Source organism: Alloyangia mangrovi (assembly GCF_002300555.2).
Taxonomy (GTDB): domain Bacteria; phylum Pseudomonadota; class Alphaproteobacteria; order Rhodobacterales; family Rhodobacteraceae; genus Salipiger; species Salipiger mangrovi.
The window spans coordinates 1-15,354 of the sequence record NZ_NTHN02000043.1 but is presented as its reverse complement, the minus strand read 5'-3'; the positions used below and the strand labels follow the sequence as shown (position 1 = coordinate 15,354).

General features: G+C 67.4%; 12 protein-coding genes and 2 pseudogenes. 9 read left to right on the top strand and 5 right to left on the bottom strand.

The features are described 5' to 3' along the window. Window positions 1-4 precede the first annotated feature (4 nt). Window positions 5-1,394 (bottom strand): annotated as a pseudogene (locus tag CLG85_RS19575) (trypsin-like peptidase domain-containing protein). Window positions 1,395-1,572: 178 nt separating this feature from the next. Here CLG85_RS19575 and serB point away from each other — a divergent pair. Further along, complete coding sequence (serB, locus tag CLG85_RS19570) at window positions 1,573-2,439, top strand: phosphoserine phosphatase SerB (RefSeq protein ID WP_095883103.1); 867 nt, start codon at window positions 1,573-1,575, stop codon at window positions 2,437-2,439. A 132-nt stretch (window positions 2,440-2,571) separates the two neighbouring features. Here serB and CLG85_RS19565 read toward each other — a convergent pair whose 3' ends face one another. Further along, window positions 2,572-3,588: an asparaginase gene (locus CLG85_RS19565; protein WP_260349891.1), complete on the bottom strand. Its 1,017-nt coding sequence runs from the start codon at window positions 3,586-3,588 to the stop codon at window positions 2,572-2,574. Between the two features lie 189 nt (window positions 3,589-3,777). On the opposite strand from CLG85_RS19565, the gene CLG85_RS19560 reads away from it, so the two are divergent. From CLG85_RS19560 to cueR, 5 genes and pseudogenes are all read left to right on the top strand, one after another. Then, entirely contained in the window at window positions 3,778-4,305 is a 528-nt protein-coding gene (locus CLG85_RS19560; RefSeq protein ID WP_095883288.1) for an invasion associated locus B family protein, read from the top strand. A gap of 163 nt (window positions 4,306-4,468) precedes the next feature. Next, window positions 4,469-5,666, top strand: a pseudogene (gene rlmN / locus CLG85_RS19555) (dual-specificity RNA methyltransferase RlmN). Window positions 5,667-5,769: 103 nt separating this feature from the next. Then, complete coding sequence (locus tag CLG85_RS19550; RefSeq protein WP_224844314.1) at window positions 5,770-6,195, top strand: hypothetical protein; 426 nt, start codon at window positions 5,770-5,772, stop codon at window positions 6,193-6,195. A 101-nt stretch (window positions 6,196-6,296) separates the two neighbouring features. Continuing rightward, window positions 6,297-8,786, top strand: a complete 2,490-nt coding sequence (locus tag CLG85_RS19545; RefSeq protein ID WP_260349890.1) for a heavy metal translocating P-type ATPase — start codon at window positions 6,297-6,299, stop codon at window positions 8,784-8,786. After that, window positions 8,783-9,175 carry a Cu(I)-responsive transcriptional regulator gene (gene cueR / locus CLG85_RS19540; RefSeq protein WP_260349889.1) on the top strand — a complete coding sequence of 131 codons (393 nt, stop codon included), beginning with the start codon at window positions 8,783-8,785 and terminating at the stop codon, window positions 9,173-9,175. Before CLG85_RS19545 ends, cueR begins: the two co-directional genes overlap by 4 nt. A gap of 3 nt (window positions 9,176-9,178) precedes the next feature. Here the strand turns inward: cueR and CLG85_RS19535 are convergent, their stop codons facing one another. Both CLG85_RS19535 and CLG85_RS19530 read right to left on the bottom strand, forming a co-directional pair. Next, a complete protein-coding gene (locus tag CLG85_RS19535) occupies window positions 9,179-11,737 on the bottom strand; it encodes a hybrid sensor histidine kinase/response regulator (protein WP_260349888.1) in 2,559 nt (852 codons plus the stop codon). Continuing rightward, entirely contained in the window at window positions 11,734-12,237 is a 504-nt protein-coding gene (locus tag CLG85_RS19530) for a putative pterin-binding protein (protein WP_260349887.1), read from the bottom strand. The genes CLG85_RS19535 and CLG85_RS19530 overlap by 4 nt, the downstream gene beginning before the upstream one ends. A gap of 167 nt (window positions 12,238-12,404) precedes the next feature. On the opposite strand from CLG85_RS19530, the gene CLG85_RS19525 reads away from it, so the two are divergent. Next, window positions 12,405-13,007: a response regulator gene (locus CLG85_RS19525; RefSeq protein ID WP_224844325.1), complete on the top strand. Its 603-nt coding sequence runs from the start codon at window positions 12,405-12,407 to the stop codon at window positions 13,005-13,007. A gap of 36 nt (window positions 13,008-13,043) precedes the next feature. On the opposite strand, the gene CLG85_RS19520 is transcribed toward CLG85_RS19525, so the two are convergent. Then, window positions 13,044-14,036 carry a zinc transporter ZntB gene (locus CLG85_RS19520; protein WP_224844326.1) on the bottom strand — a complete coding sequence of 331 codons (993 nt, stop codon included), beginning with the start codon at window positions 14,034-14,036 and terminating at the stop codon, window positions 13,044-13,046. Window positions 14,037-14,448: 412 nt separating this feature from the next. Here CLG85_RS19520 and CLG85_RS19515 point away from each other — a divergent pair, with 412 nt between their 5' ends. Both CLG85_RS19515 and CLG85_RS19510 read left to right on the top strand, forming a co-directional pair. Next, window positions 14,449-14,685, top strand: coding sequence for a hypothetical protein (locus CLG85_RS19515; RefSeq protein ID WP_260349886.1), 237 nt, complete (start codon window positions 14,449-14,451; stop codon window positions 14,683-14,685). 188 nt (window positions 14,686-14,873) lie between these two features. After that, entirely contained in the window at window positions 14,874-15,128 is a 255-nt protein-coding gene (locus CLG85_RS19510; protein ID WP_224844332.1) for a hypothetical protein, read from the top strand. Window positions 15,129-15,354 lie beyond the last annotated feature (226 nt).

The following is a 15,354-nucleotide window of genomic DNA, read 5'->3' as shown; positions in this document are numbered from 1 at the left end:
CCCCTCAGACCCGGAAGCGCAGGGAGATACGACCGTTGCCGCGCTCCGCATCGATCTGGATGCGCGGCGCGGCGCTCTTCAGCAAATCGTCAACGTCGCCCGGAAGCTCGATGTCCCGGCCATTGACCGCGCGCAGGAGATCCCCCCGCTGCAGGCCGATCCGCGCGCCCCAGGGGCCGGGATCGACCACCACCACGCCCTCGCCCCCCCGCCAGCGGCAGGCCGAGCTCGGTTTGTACCGCCGGATTGAGCCGCGCCAGCGTCAGCCCGGGCAGCACCGCGCGCTCGTCCAGCGTGACGCGCTGCTGTGGCGGATCGTCGGGGGCGGCGATCATCGCGACCTTGGCCTGTTGCTGCGCGCCGTCGTGCAGGTAGGTGATCTGCGCCTCGTGGCCGAGGCCGGTGACCGACATGCGGTAGAGCATCTCGGCAGGCGTGTTCACCCTCTGCCCGTCCACCGCCAGAACCACGTCGCCGACATCCATCCCGGCCTGCGCGAAGGGGCTAGCCTCGTGCAGCTCTGACACCAGCACGCCGCCCGGAAGCCCCATCCCGAGGCTTTCCGACAGTTCCGCATCGACGCTCTGCCCGGTCATCCCCGCCCATGGGCGCTCGAAGGAGGTCTTGCCCGCCTCGGCCTGCTCGACGAACTGCTTCACCAGCGCCGAGGGGATGGCGAAGCCGATGCCGTTGGAGCCGCCGGAGCGGGTAAGGATAGAGGTATTCACACCAATGAGCTGGCCCTTCACGTCGATCAGCGCGCCGCCGGAGTTGCCCGGGTTGATCGGCGCGTCGGTCTGTATGAAGTAGCCGCGGGCGTTGCCGGTCGCGGTGCCCGAGCGCGCCAGACCCGAGACGATCCCCGAGCTGACGGTCTGGCCGACGCCGAAAGGGTTACCGATGGCCAGCGCCAGCTCGCCCACCTCGACCGTGTCGCTGTCGCGCAGCGGCAGGAAGGGCATGCCCTTGGCGCCGTCGAGCTTGAGGATGGCGAGATCGGCCTCCTCGTCCGCCAGCAGCACCTCGGCGTCGTATTCGGCGCCGTTGTTGAGCACCACGCGGATGTCGGTGGCCTGGCCGACCACGTGGTAGTTCGACACCACGATGCCATCCTCCGACAGGATCACTCCCGAGCCGAGCGAGTTCTGCACCCGGGGGCGGCCCCGGAAATCCTGGAAGAGGTTGCCGAAGAGCGGATCGCCGGCAAAGGGGCTGCGGGCCTCGACCACGCGGCTGGCGTAGATGTTCACCACGGCGGGCGTCGCCTGTTTCACCAAGGGCACGAAAGAGAGGGAGATTTCCGCCTGGCTCTGCGGCACCTGCGTCTCGGCAAGGGCCGGGACTGCGGTGAGCGTGAGGGCAAGGGCGGGCACGATCAGGATGTTTCGGAGCATTATGCGGTCCTCCAGTCCCTTTCGATATGTCGGGGCAAACCCGCGATTGCAAGTCACGCCCCGGTGCGCTTCGCGTGCGCTTTTCGTGCACTGCACCCTGCCCCGCCCTGCTGCGGAGACTGGAAAAGCCGCGCGCGCCGTGCCAGAAGCCGCCGCGTCAGACATTGGAGTGCCCCTCATGCAGATCGTCTCGCTCATCGCCCGCCCCGGCACATTGGACACCGCGCTGGTCGAGAGCCTGCGCAACGCCTTCGGCGGCGGTCCGGTCACCGTGCTCTCGGACGGCGAGGCGGCGGAATTCCCTGTCGAGACGGCGCCCGGCAACTTCGAGGAGGTGCGCAGCTCGCTCGCAGCGCAGGCCGATCTCAACATCCTGCCCGCCGAGGGGCGCCGAAAGAAGATGCTGCTCGCCGACATGGACAGCACGATGATCCAGCAGGAGTGCATCGACGAGCTGGCCGAGGAAGCCGGGGTCGGCGCGCATGTGAAGGGGATCACCGCCCGCGCGATGAACGGTGAGCTCGATTTCGAAGGCGCACTGACCGAGCGCGTGGCGCTGCTCAAGGGACTGCCCGAAAGCGTCATTGGCAGGGTGCTCGAGACCCGCATCACGCTGATGCCCGGCGGCCCGGAGCTGGTCGCGACGATGAAGGCGAACGGCGCCTATGCCGCGCTGGTGTCGGGCGGTTTCACCGCCTTCACCGCGCGTGTCGCCGAGAGAATCGGCTTCGACGAGAACCGTGCCAACACGCTGCTGGTGGAAGACGGCAAGCTGACCGGCGTTCCGGCCCGGCCGATCCTCGGGCGCGAGGCCAAGGTGCAGGCGCTGGAGGAGATCAGCGCGCGGCTCGGCATCCTCGAAGAGGACGTGCTGGCGGTGGGCGACGGGGCCAACGACCTGGGCATGCTCGGCCGCGCCGGATTTGGCGTGGCGCTGCACGCGAAACCCTCTGTGCAGGCGCAATGCGATCTGCGGGTGAACCTCGGGGACCTGACGGCGCTGCTGTTCCTGCAAGGCTATGCCCGCGGCGAGTTCGCGGGCTGAGGCCGCGGATCCGGGGGCGCTGCCCCCGCCCGCCTGCGGCGGACTCCCCCGGGATACTTGGGCCTAGAAGAAAGGCCGCTGGAAAGGGACCGGGGATCGGTCCCTTTCGGGTTTTCGGGCGGTTGTACGGGCTCAGGCGGCGAAGAGCGTGTCGAGCGGGCGGACCTCGCCGGTCACCAGCCCATCGAAGTTGCACACCTCGGGATTGAGGAAGCGGTGCACATCGGGATGCGCCGGGTCCGCGACGCCAAGCCGCACCAGCAGCGAGGCCATGACGCATTCCGCCGCGCGGGTCGCGCCGTCGAGAATCTTCACCGCGACGCCGAGGCCGCGCTGCGGCAGGATGGCGACGAAGTAGCCCTCGGCCCCGGTCTTGATCGCGATCGGCTCGAGCGCGGCGCGCATCAGCAGGGTGCAGGCGCGGCCCTCGCCGGCCACGAGCTCGGGATAGGCGTACATCGCGTCGACCAGCTCGGCGCCGGCGCGGCTGAGTGCATCGTAGCGAAGATGCGCGCCAGCGAACCAGGCCATCGCCCGCGCCATGCCGTGCATGCTGGTGGCGAGATTGGGCGCCGAGCAGCCGTCGATGCCATAGCAGGGGCTGACCTCGCCGGTGACGGTCTCGAAGGCGTCGCGCACGGCAAGTTGCACCGGGTGTTCGGGCAGAACGTAGTCGGGTCCGCCGCCGAGATACTGGCTCAGGGTCAGGAAGCCCGCGTGCTTGCCCGAGCAGTTGTTGTGCACACGGCAGGGCCCCTTGCCCTCGCGGATCATCTGCAGTTTCAGCGCCTTGTCCCGGCTCGGCTGCGGGCCGCAGCGCAGGTCGTCGTCGGAGAGCTCGAGGTCGGCGAGCCAGGCCTCGACCGCCCCGACGTGCATCGGCGCGCCCTGGTGCGAGGCGCAGGCCAGCGCCAGCTGCGGCGGGGTCAGGTGCCAGGCCTCGGCGGCGCCGGAGGCGACCAGCGGCAGGGCCTGGATCATCTTCGACGAGGAGCGCGGGTAGACCACGGCCCGCGGGTCGCCCCAGGCCTCGACGATGCCGCCGGAGGTGTCACAGATGACCGCATGGCCAAGGTGCAGGCTCTCGGTCAGCGGGCCGCGGCGGACCTCGACGAGGGGCACGGCGGCGGTGACGGTGTCTTGGGGCATGTGGGTCCTCACAAACGAGCGATATTCTGCCATCGGGGCTTTCTCGCCCCGCGTGTTTCGGTCTATTGTCCCGCCGTCGAGCACGAATGGTCGCGCCGGTCAAGAGACCGACAGATGTCTGGAACAGAGCTGTCAGAGGTCGGGGCGCGAGCGGGCAACAAGAGGCAAGCACGGCTGGAGGCTGCAGGTATGAAGTCAATTCTCGGTGGGGTTCTGGGCGCGGCGCTCGCGCTTGGCGCAACGGTTGCGGGCGCGCAGGAAGAAAGCACCAACCGGGTGAACGCGATCACCGACTGGTCGGTCTTCGAGGGGCAGAGCCCGCGCGAATGCTGGGCGGTGACCACCTACAAGGAAAGCGTCAACACCAAGGATGGCCGCGTCGTGTCGGTGAAGCGCGGCGACATCCTGCTGATGGTCTTCTACCGTCCCGAGGCGAATGTCATGGGCCAGGTGGCCTTTACCGGCGGCTATCCCTTCGCCGGCGGCTCGACCGTGGGCGTGGACATCTCGGGCGAGAAGTTCGACCTCTACACCGAGGGCGAATGGGCCTGGCCGGCCACCCCGCAGGACGATGCCAAGATCATCGCGGCGATGAAGCGCGGCTCCGATGCGGTGCTGAGCGCGGGCTCGGCGCGTGGCACCAAGACCAAAGACACTTTCTCGCTGCTTGGCTTTACCGCCGCGGTGGAAGACGCGCAGAAGCGCTGCGGCGGCTGAGCCGCAGCCACGCTGCCCTCCGGGCCGAATGGTCGCAGGTCTGTTGAATTTTCCGGGGCCGTCCATAGATGAGCCCCTTCGAGGGAACGCGCCTGCGCGTTCCCTTTGACTTATTGCAGCCGAATCCTGTATGGAGAGGCCTTCTTTTTCCGAGGATGACGTGATGACTGCCAGCGCGCCGATCACCCAGGACGTGGTGACGATCCCCCGCAAGCTGCCGGAAAGCGGCAAGGTGAACCTGATCGGTCTCACCCGTGACGCCCTGCGCGCCGCGTTGATCGAGGCCGGCACGCCCGAGAAGCAGGCGAAGATGCGCGTGGGTCAGATCTGGCAGTGGGTCTATCACTGGGGGGGTGCGCGACTTTGCCGAGATGACCAATCTCGCCAAGGACTACCGCGCGCTGCTGGCCGAGACATTCATCATCGAGCTGCCCGAGATCGTCTCGAAGCAGGTCTCGGCCGATGGCACCCGCAAGTATCTCGTGCGCATCGCCGGCGGTCACGAGGTCGAGGTGGTCTACATCCCCGAGGAAGACCGCGGTACTCTCTGCATTTCCTCGCAAGTGGGCTGCACGCTGACCTGTTCCTTCTGCCACACCGGCACGCAGAAACTGGTGCGCAACCTGACCGCGGGCGAGATCATCGGCCAGGTCATGCTCGCGCGCGACGACCTCGGCGAGTGGCCCGAGCCCGGCACCGGCACCGGCGAGAGCGGGCCGCGCCTGCTGTCGAACATCGTGCTGATGGGCATGGGCGAGCCGCTCTACAACTTCGACAACGTGCGTGACGCGATGAAGATCGCCATGGACGGCGAGGGCATCGCTCTCTCGCGCCGACGCATCACGCTCTCGACCTCTGGCGTGGTGCCGGAGATCGCGAAATGTGCCGAAGAGATCGGTTGCCTGCTGGCGGTGAGCTTCCACGCCACCACCGACGAGACCCGCAACACGCTGGTGCCGATCAACAAGCGCTGGAACATCGAGGAGCTGCTGAACGCGCTTCGCGAGTACCCGCGCCTGTCGAACTCCGAGCGCATCACCTTCGAATACGTGATGCTCAAGGACGTGAACGACACGGATGCCGACGCACGCCGCTTGGTGAAGCTGATCCAGGGCATCCCCGCCAAGATCAACCTCATCCCGTTCAACGAATGGCCAGGTGCGCCCTACCAGCGCTCGGATTGGCCGCGGATCAAGCAGTTCGCCGACATCATCTATAAGGCCGGCTACGCCTCGCCGATCCGTACCCCGCGCGGCGAGGACATCATGGCTGCCTGTGGTCAGCTGAAATCGGCCACCGAACGTGCGCGCAAATCGCGCAAGCAGATCGAGGCCGAGACCGGCCTCGGCGGCGCGGCTTGACTTACCTGATTTAAACAATCAGGATTACCTCACCTAGCCAGTTCCGTCTCCGGGACAGCCCGGATCGACAGCCCTTCAGGGGCGACTGGCTGGGAGAGGTTCCATGCGACATGAACGGTTCGACCGGGTCGATCTGCGCCCCGCGGAAGCGCGGGCGGTGCGGCTTCTGCGGCTCTGGCGCGCGGGTGACGAAGCCACCGCGCAGCTCGAGCTGCGCGACGTGCTCGGCTTCACCCGCGCCCGCGCCTGCCTGCGGGCCTTCGGCGACTTCGCCGATATCCTCACACGACATGGCTGGCACGGACCGCTGATCCTGCCGCTCGACGCGCAGGGCATCTCGGATGACGAGCGTGCCATTGCCCGTTTCGTGCTGACCGCCACCGAGCAGGACCGCGAATTGGCGCTTGCTGAGGCCACCATGCTCGTCCTTCCCGCGCATATCCTGACGCTCACCAATGCCGCCGAACGGGTCGGCCTGCCCCTGCTGTGCGAGGAGTGCCGCGCGCGCCTCGACTGCCCGCTGAACTGAGACTGATCACCGGACCGGGCCAAGTGACAAAGGGCCCCTTGACCTTCCAGTGACTGGAACCTCTATGTAAGGGACCGACCAGGATTGGAAGGAGTCGCATCATGGCCGACGGAGACCTGCGCTTCGAAGTGACGAAGATGACCTGCGGCGGTTGCGCCGGTCGGGCGCAGAAGGCGCTTGCCGGGGTCGAGGGGGTGACCGACGCCTCTGTGAACCTCGCGACGAAGATGGCGCATGTCAAAGGCAGCGCGGGCCTGCCTGCCCTCCGCGCCGCGCTCGACAAGGCGGGGTATCCCGCGCTCGAATCGAGCATGCGTCTCGGCATCGAGGGCATGACCTGCGCCTCTTGCGCGGGCCGGGTCGAGCGCGCCCTGGCGGATGTACCGGGTGTGCTCTCGGCCAGCGTGAACCTCGCCAGCGAGACTGCCGACGTGAAGCTGCTTGCCGGTTCCGCCGAGGCCCCCGCGCTGATCCGTGCGGTCGAGGGAGCGGGCTACAAGGCCAGCCTTGCCAGCGACGACAGCGCCGAACAGGAGGCGCGCAAGAGCGCCGAGCAGGCGGCGCTGAGGCGTGACCTGATCATCGCCGCCGCGCTGACCGCGCCGGTCTTCCTGATGGAGATGGGCGGGCATTTCATCCCCGGCGTGCATCATCTGATCGCCTCGACCATCGGCACGACCACCTCCTGGCTGCTCCAGTTCGTGCTGGTGACGGCCGTCCTGCTCTGGCCGGGGCGGCGCTTCTACCAGGTCGGCTTGCCATTGCTGCTCAAAGGCGCCCCGGACATGAACTCTCTGGTGGCACTCGGCACGTTGGCGGCCTGGCTCTATTCCACGGTCGCGCTCTTCCTGCCCGGGCTCCTGCCCGAGGGCACACGCGCGGTCTATTTCGAGGCCGCGGCGGTCATCGTCACGCTTATCCTGCTTGGCCGCTTCCTCGAGGCGCGGGCCAAGGGCCGCACCGGCGCCGCGATCAAGCGGCTTGTGGGTCTGAAGCCCTCGACCGCGCGGGTCGAGCGCGGTGGCGAGATCACCGAGCTGCCGATTGCCGAGGTCGTGGCGGGCGACGTGCTGCACGTCCGCCCCGGCGAGCGCATCGCCGTCGATGGCGAAGTGCTCACCGGCCGCTCCTACGTCGACGAAAGCATGATCACCGGCGAGCCGGTACCGGTGGAGAAATCGACAGGCGCCACGGTGGTCGGCGGCACGGTCAACGGCGCGGGCGCACTCAGCTTCCGGGCGACGGCGGTCGGCGCCGACACCATGCTGGCGCGGATCATCGCCATGGTCGAGGAGGCGCAGGGCGCCAAGCTGCCGATCCAGGCGCTGGCCGACAAGGTGGTGATCTGGTTTGTCCCCGCCGTCATCGCCGCCGCCACGCTTACCTTCCTTGCATGGCTGATCTTTGGCCCCTCCCCCGCCCTCACCTACGCGCTGGTCGCCGGGGTCTCGGTGCTGATCGTCGCCTGCCCCTGCGCCATGGGGCTCGCCACGCCGACATCGATCATGGTCGGTACCGGGCGCGCCGCCGAGCTGGGTGTGCTCTTCCGCAAGGGCGACGCGCTGCAGCGGCTTGAAAGCGTCGGCATTGTCGCCTTCGACAAGACCGGCACGCTGACCGAGGGCCGCCCCGAGCTGGTTCGCACGACCGCCGCCCCGGGTTTCGACGAAGGTGAAGTGCTGCGCCTCGCCGCCAGCGCCGAGCAGAGCTCGGAGCACCCGATCGCCAGGGCACTGGAGCGCGCCGCCGAGGGCGCCCTGCCGCAGGCGGAAGAGGTCGAAGCCATCGCCGGGCACGGCCTCAGTGCGCGCGTGGAGGGCCGCCGCGTGCTGGTCGGCGCCGCCCGACTGATGGCCCGCGAGGGGATCGACCTCGGCCCGCTGAGCGCCGCGCATGACGAGATTGCTGCGGCCGGTCAGACACCGGTTCTGATTGCCGTGGATGGGCATATCGCTGGGGCACTGGCCGTGGCGGATAAGGTCAAGCTGGGCGCCAGGGCGGCAATAGCCAAGCTGCACGCGATGGGGCTGAAGACCGCGATGATCACCGGTGACACGCGCGCCACCGCCCAGGCCATCGCCGCCGAGCTCGGCATCGACCACGTCGAGGCCGAGGTGCTGCCCGAGGGCAAGCGCGATGCGGTGCGGGCGCTGCGCGACGCGCATGGCGCCGTGGGTTTTGTCGGCGACGGCATCAACGATGCCCCGGCGCTGGCCGAGGCCGAGGTGGGGCTCGCCATGGGCACTGGCACTGATGTCGCCATCGAGAGCGCCGACGTGGTGCTGGTCTCGGGCGATACGAAAGGCGTTGTCGAGGCGGTGCACCTGAGCCGCGCGGTGCTGCGCAACATCCGGCAGAACCTCTTCTGGGCGTTCGGCTACAACGTGGCGCTGATCCCGGTGGCGGCGGGGGTCTTCTACCCGGCCTTCGGGACGCTGCTCTCGCCGATGCTGGCGGCGGGGGCGATGGCGCTGTCGTCGGTCTTCGTGCTGAGCAACGCGCTGCGGCTGCGCCGGCTCGCCCCGGCCATGACGCCAGAACGCGGCGCACACGCCGTCCAAACCCCTGCAGCTCGGGAGGTCAAGGCATGAATATCGGAGACGTCGCGACCCGCGCCGGGCTGCCGCCCAAGACCATCCGCTACTACGAGGACATTGGCCTTTTGACCCCGCATCGGGGCGCCAACGGCTACCGCGCCTTCACCGAGCAGGACGTGCACAAGCTGGCCTTCCTTGCCCGCGCCCGCGCCCTCGGGTTCACCATCGAGGATTGCCGCGCGCTCCTCGCCCTCTACGAGGACGAAAGCCGCGCCAGTGCCGAGGTGAAGCACATCGCCGAGGAGCATCTCGCGCAGATCGACGAAAAGCTGGCCCAGCTTCAGCAGATGCGCGACACGCTGGCGCATCTTGTCCACGCCTGCCACGGCGACGACCGCCCGGATTGCCCGATCCTCACGGATCTGGCCGGCCCCGAGAGCTGAGCCTCAGTCCTGCAGCTCCAGCCCCAGCAGCGCCTTGCGCGTGGCGCGCCAGACCGGGAGCACCATGTCGAGGCTGTCCGGCGGCAGCGGCGCCCCTGCGCGCGCCCTGTCCTCCTGCAGGCGGAGCGCCCGGTGCAGCGCACTGGCACCGAAGACGGCGGCGGAGCCGGCGATGCGATGCACCTTTTCGGCGTAGCGCGCTGGCGCGATCCCTTCGCCCAGTTCCTCGGCCAGCCCGGCAAGCCCGGTCTCGGTCTCAGCCAGGAAACGGTCGCGCAGCGTCGCGAAGAGCTCTGGCCCGAGCGAGTCTGCCGCAGCCCCGAGCGCGACGTCGTCGAGCACGTCCACCGGCACCTCTGAAGGCTCATCCGCCGCCTCTTCGGAGCGGGCCGTTCCGCTGTCCGAGCTCGGCGCGAGACCGGAAATCACCTCGGCCAGCGCGCGCCAGGTGATCGGCTTGGTCAGCGTGGCGCACATGCCCGCATCGCGGAAGCGCGCCATGTCGGCGGGCAGCGCATGGGCGGTGAGCGCGACAATGGGCGTCTCGACGTTGGCGCCGCCGCCAATGCGGATCCGGCGCGTCGTCTCGACCCCATCCAGACCCGGCATGGAGATGTCCATCAGCACGATGTCGAAAGGGTCAGCCGCAGCGATGCGCAGCCCCTCTGCGCCGTCATGCGCCTCGGTCACTGCGTGGCCCATCTTGCGCAGCATGGCGGTGGCAACGAGGCGGTTCACCGGGTTGTCCTCGACCACGAGGATGCGCGACGGCGCCATTTCGGGAATGGACTCGACCGGCTGCGCCAGCACCGTCTTCTTGGGCGCGCGCTCGGCGGGCAGCGCGACATGGAACCGCGTTCCCTTGCCCGGGTCGCTCTCGACCGAAACCTCGCCGCCCATGGCCTGCACCAGCCGCCGCACGATGCCGAGCCCGAGCCCGGTGCCCTCGGCGGCGCGCATGTAGGAGGAATCGAGCGTGACGAAATCCTCGAAGATGCGTTCGAGCTGGTCCTCGGGGATGCCGATGCCGTTGTCATCGACCTCGAAGGTTAGCGTGCCGTCCGGCGACAGGGCGATGAGCGAGAGCTGGATCTCGCCATTCTCGGTGAATTTGATCGCATTGCCGACGAGGTTCACCAGCACCTGCCGAAGCCGCGTCCGGTCGCCCATCAGCAGCGGCACGGGCAGCTCGGGCAGCCGCACCTGCAGCATGTTGCCCCGCGCCGCCGCGGTGGGGCGCAGCACGTCGACCACCTCGCGCGCCAGCTCGACCGGGCAGTAGGGCGCGCGGGCGAAGCTGAAACGCCCGGTCTCGAGCCGAGAGTGGTCGAGAACGTCGTTCACATGCTGCAGCAGCACGTCGCCGGCGCGGCGCAGGATTTGCACATATTCGCGCTGGTCGCGACCCAGCTCGGTCTCGGTCAGCAGCTCGAGCGCGCCGATCATCCCGTTCAGCGGGGTGCGCATCTCGTGGCTCATGATGGCGATGAAGCGGGCCTTGGCCTGCTCACCTTCGACGGCGCGGTCGCGCGCCTCGACCAGCTCTTCCTCGGCGCTGATGTCGCGGGTGATGTCACGGAAGTAAATCGCCCGCAGCAGCTCGCCCTCGTGCTCGGTCTCGGTCACCGAGAGCTCCATCGGGTAGCGGGAGCCATCGGCGCGAAGTCCCTCGCAGCGCACACGGCCCCGCCCCGCATGGCAGGCCATCCCCGGATCGCCGGCCTCTTCGGTGTCATCCGGAAACAGCAAGTCCGAGACGCGCCGCCCCAGCACCAGCCGGCTGTCATATCCCGAGATGCGGCTCGCCGCGTCGTTGAACTGCAGGATTGCGCCGCTCCGGTCGGTGACCACGATCCCGTCGAGCGCGGTGGAGACCACGGCCTCGAGCCGGTGGTTGGCCCTTGCACGTCGTTGCGCCTGGTCACGCGCCACATGCATCAGCTGCCACAGCGCGACAACGCCGAGCGCCAGTGCCAGCACCAGGATCAGCGCCATCCCCGAGAGCCGCACCAGCGAGTTCATCACCTTGCGCCGCTGCGTGTCCGAAGCCGCCGAGAAGGCCCGCACGCCCGAGAGCGAGACCTCCCGCACCGCGAGCCGCACCTCCTCGGCCTCGGTGCGCAGCTCGGGCAGCGCTGCCACGAGCCCGCTGTCGGGGCCATCGAGATACGGCACGGCCGTGTCGAGGAAGGATCTGACGGTCTCCATCGGTTGCTGCGCGCGCGGTGTATTGACGATGTTGGCGTAAAGCGCGCCGCGCGAAATGGTCTGGTAGCGGCTGTAGAAAATGTCGAAGGTCAGCCGCAATTCTTCGGGCTGCAGATATTCCACGGGCCGGTCCAACTCGCTTTGCAGGCGGCCGAATTCCACCTCCATTTGCGCGAGGGACCATTGGCCATTGTCGGAATTGGCGGTGGCGAGCCCCTGAATCTGCCGCGCGGCATCAACCGTCAGCAGCACCAGCGCCGCGAGACACAGAACAATGAAAGGCGCGCTCAGCGCGGCCCAGCGTTTGCGCGTCGGCAGGCTGCTGCCCTCATCGGAGGAGGATGCGGCGCTCACGGTTCGATGACGATCCGGCTGAGCTGCCAGATGCTGCGCGCGAAGATGATCTCGCTTCGGAACTCGGGATGCTCGTCAAAGGGATAGACGATCCAGAGCGGCCCCTTGTCCCGCACGCTCATCAGCGAGCCGTTGCGGGCCCAGGCGATGATCGGCCCCTCCGGCACCGCGTCCTCGATCGGGATCTCTGCGGAATACTCGTTGATCGCCACCGCCCGCAGCGTGCCCTCGGTGACCTGCAGCGCATGAACCAGATCGTGTAGCGACACCCCGGTGAAGCGCTGCGGCCCCTCGGTCCAGATTGTGGCCGTGGTGAAGGTCGTGGTTCCGATGGCTTCGAGCATGTGCAGATCAAACACCGCGCCTTCGGGAGCATTGGTCACGGGCACCGCGCCGGTCACCGTCAGGAGAACCGGCCCCTGCGGCGCCTCAAGCGGAATGGCAAGCGCCGGAACGGTTTGAAGAAGGAAAAACGCACAGCAAGCTACCCAACGGAACATGACGTTCAACCTCCTTGCGAACCTTATTGCTGCTCAATATCATACGACCCAGTTACCCAAGCGCAAAGAACTACCATATTGCGAGTGACCGAACCAGTTAGTGAAACCATCCGGTAATATTTTTGCGCCAGAAATCGCTTGCGGCATAGGTCGCACCAGGAGGACATATGCGTATTCTGGTCGCCGATGACCACGATCTCGTCCGAGAGACGATTGCCGCTTTCCTGCGATCGGAAGGTATCGATGACGTGGACACCGCCGCAACGCTGGACGAGGCAATCGCGCTTGTCGACCGGGGTATTTCCTTCGACCTGATCCTGCTCGATTACAACATGCCAGGCATGTCCGGTCTCACCGGCCTCGACCGCATGCGCGAGGCCAGCGCGGGCGTGCCCGTGGCGCTGCTTTCGGGTACAGCGACCGCCGACATCGCGCAGGCGGCGATTCGCTCCGGCGCGGCCGGGTTCATCCCCAAGACCCTGCCTTCCAAGACCATTGTCAGCGCCGCGCAGGTGATGGCCGCGGGCGAGGTCTTTGCTCCCTACAGCTTCATGACCCAGGTCCCCGACGGCAAGGCCGCCGAGCTGACCCCGCGCGAGCGCGAAGTGCTCCGCGGCCTCTGTGCCGGCAAGTCCAACAAGGAGATCGCCCGCGATCTCGACCTGCAGGAAGTGACAATCAAGCTGCACGTGAAGACCCTCAGCCGCAAGCTCGAGGCGCGCAACCGCACCCATGCCGCGATGATCGCCAAGGAGCTGAACCTGGCCTGACCCCTGCCGGGATCCGCGCCGGAAGCGCGGGCCGCCTCAGATCCAGCGCATCTTGCGCAGGATCAGAAGCTGTAGCCCCACGACGATCAGCAGCCCGCCGCAGAAAAGCCAGAAGGCCACCGGCTCGCTTGCCCCCGGCATCCCCGCCACATTGATCCCGAAGAGGCCGGTCAGGAAGCCGAGCGGCAGGAAAAGCGCCGAGAGCACCGACAGCATGTACATGTTGCGGTTGAGCCGGTCCGAGAGCTGCCCGGCCAGTTCGTCGCGCACCAGCGCCATGCGCTCACGCATCGCGTCGGCATCTTCCACCACCCGCTCCAGCGCATCCAGCTCCTCCTCGAGCTGGCGCAGGTCGTCCGCCTCCAGCCAGGCCGGATGGCTGCCCTGCAGGGCCCTCAGGGCGTCGCGCTGCGGCAGCAGGTAGCGCCGGAGAATGATCGCCCGGCGCCGCAGCTCGACCAGTTGCTGGCGCATCGCGTCATGCCCTTCCTCGAGCACCTCCTCCTCGAGCCGGTCCGCCTGGTCCTCGATGCCGCTCCAGAACTCCTCGATGCGGTAGGTCAGGCGCTCGACCAGTAGCGACAGGAAGCCCGCGCAATCCTCGGGACCGCTGCCCATGTCGAGCGCCCGTGCGATGTCCTCCACCGCCCGCACTTTCCGGCGCGACAGGCTGACGATACGTTTCTCGTCGATCCAAAGGCGGATCGACACCATGTCCTCGGGATCCTCTCCCTCGATCGTGTTGATGCCGCGCAGGATGACGATGAGCCCGTCGCCGATGCGGGTGATGCGCGGCCGGGTTTCCTCGGCCACCAGCGCATCGATGATCGTCGGATCGAGGTAGGAGAGATTGTCAACGATCCAGGCTGGCGCGTCGGCATGCGCAGCGCGCAGATGCACCCAGCCTAGCGTGTCGCTACGCAGCACTTCCGGCGCCTCGGCGGGCAGCAGGCGCCTCCCGCCCTCCGGCCCCGAGAGCACGAATCCGGTTTCGATCAGGTCTTCGGGGTTTGGGACGAGCTCCTGCATGGCCCAGAAGGTACACCGGATCGCGCAAAGGACAAGCGCTCTCGCCAGGGGAAAATTCGACGCCAATTCAAGGACTCCGCCAGTCGGGCCAAGGGCTTCGGTGCGGTCTGTTCAAAAACGCACAGCGACTGGTGATTTTTTGGAAACCCATACGTTTCCCAAGTCTCGATCACGGAAAACCTGCGGTAAAAACTGAACTTGCCAGTTCATTTCCTCAGAAAATCTTCGAGTTCAGACCCCATGGGAAGCCGGATGCTCACTTTCAAGCCCACGATTTCGAGAGCCGGCGTGATCGATCTGGTGATTTGCTAAACAGCCGTAGAATAACGATTTACTCGTCATCCCCGACGCAAGAAGGGACGCGGCGACGCCTTACGCCACCGCAGACAATCGCAAGAAAAGGAACGCCGCCATGAAAACTTTCATCGCATCCGCACTTATCGCCACAGCAGCCTTGACAGGCGCAGCCTCGGCAGCACCCCAGACCTCCGCTTCCGCACAGAAGGAAATCCGGACGCTGATCCCGAACGCACAACTGCAGGGTCTGACCCCCGCCGAAATCGTCTCGGTCGCCCAGGCGATGGACCGCGTCGACGGCGCCGCACAGAAGATCGGCACCGGCGAGGCCCTGATCAAGTCGCTGAAGTGAGCGCCAGCGCGCGCTGATCGGCGCGCGCCCTTGCTCCACCGTCACGCGACAGTTCGCGTGACGCACCCGGCGGACCGTCCACGCTGAACGGCCCCCCTCCTCCCCCGGGGCAACAGACCCCAGCGCCTCGGCGCATCCCCCAATGGCATCGCAGAATGCCGCTCAAGACCTTACGGAAGGATCATCCAATGAAAACCCTTATCACCTCCGCCCTAATCGCCACCGCAGCCCTGACCGGCGCCGCATCCGCAGCCACCACCACCGCTGCAAACGCGACCAGCATCATCAAGAGCACGTTGCCGGGTACCGATCTCTCGGCACTGAGCACCGAGCAGCTGGTGGCCGTCGCCGGCACCCTGCAGAACACCGACGGTGGTGCGGCCAAGAAAGCCGGCGTGACTCGCGCGCTGATCAAGTCGCTGCAGTTCAAGGCAGAGCAGTAAACCAATCCGGGCTGCGCTCCCCGCAGCCGGCGATGCACCGCTCGCGGCGCAAGGGCCGGTCCGTTCTCGGGCCGGCCTTTTCATGTGCGGAGCTGTCAATTTCCAGGGCCGTGCCGCAGGATACCGCGCAGGGATGTCCGGGCGGCGAGAGCCGATGCACGCGGCATCCCCGCAACGAAAAGGGGCCGCCCAATGGGCGGCCCCTTCCCTATGCCGGCCCGGTCCG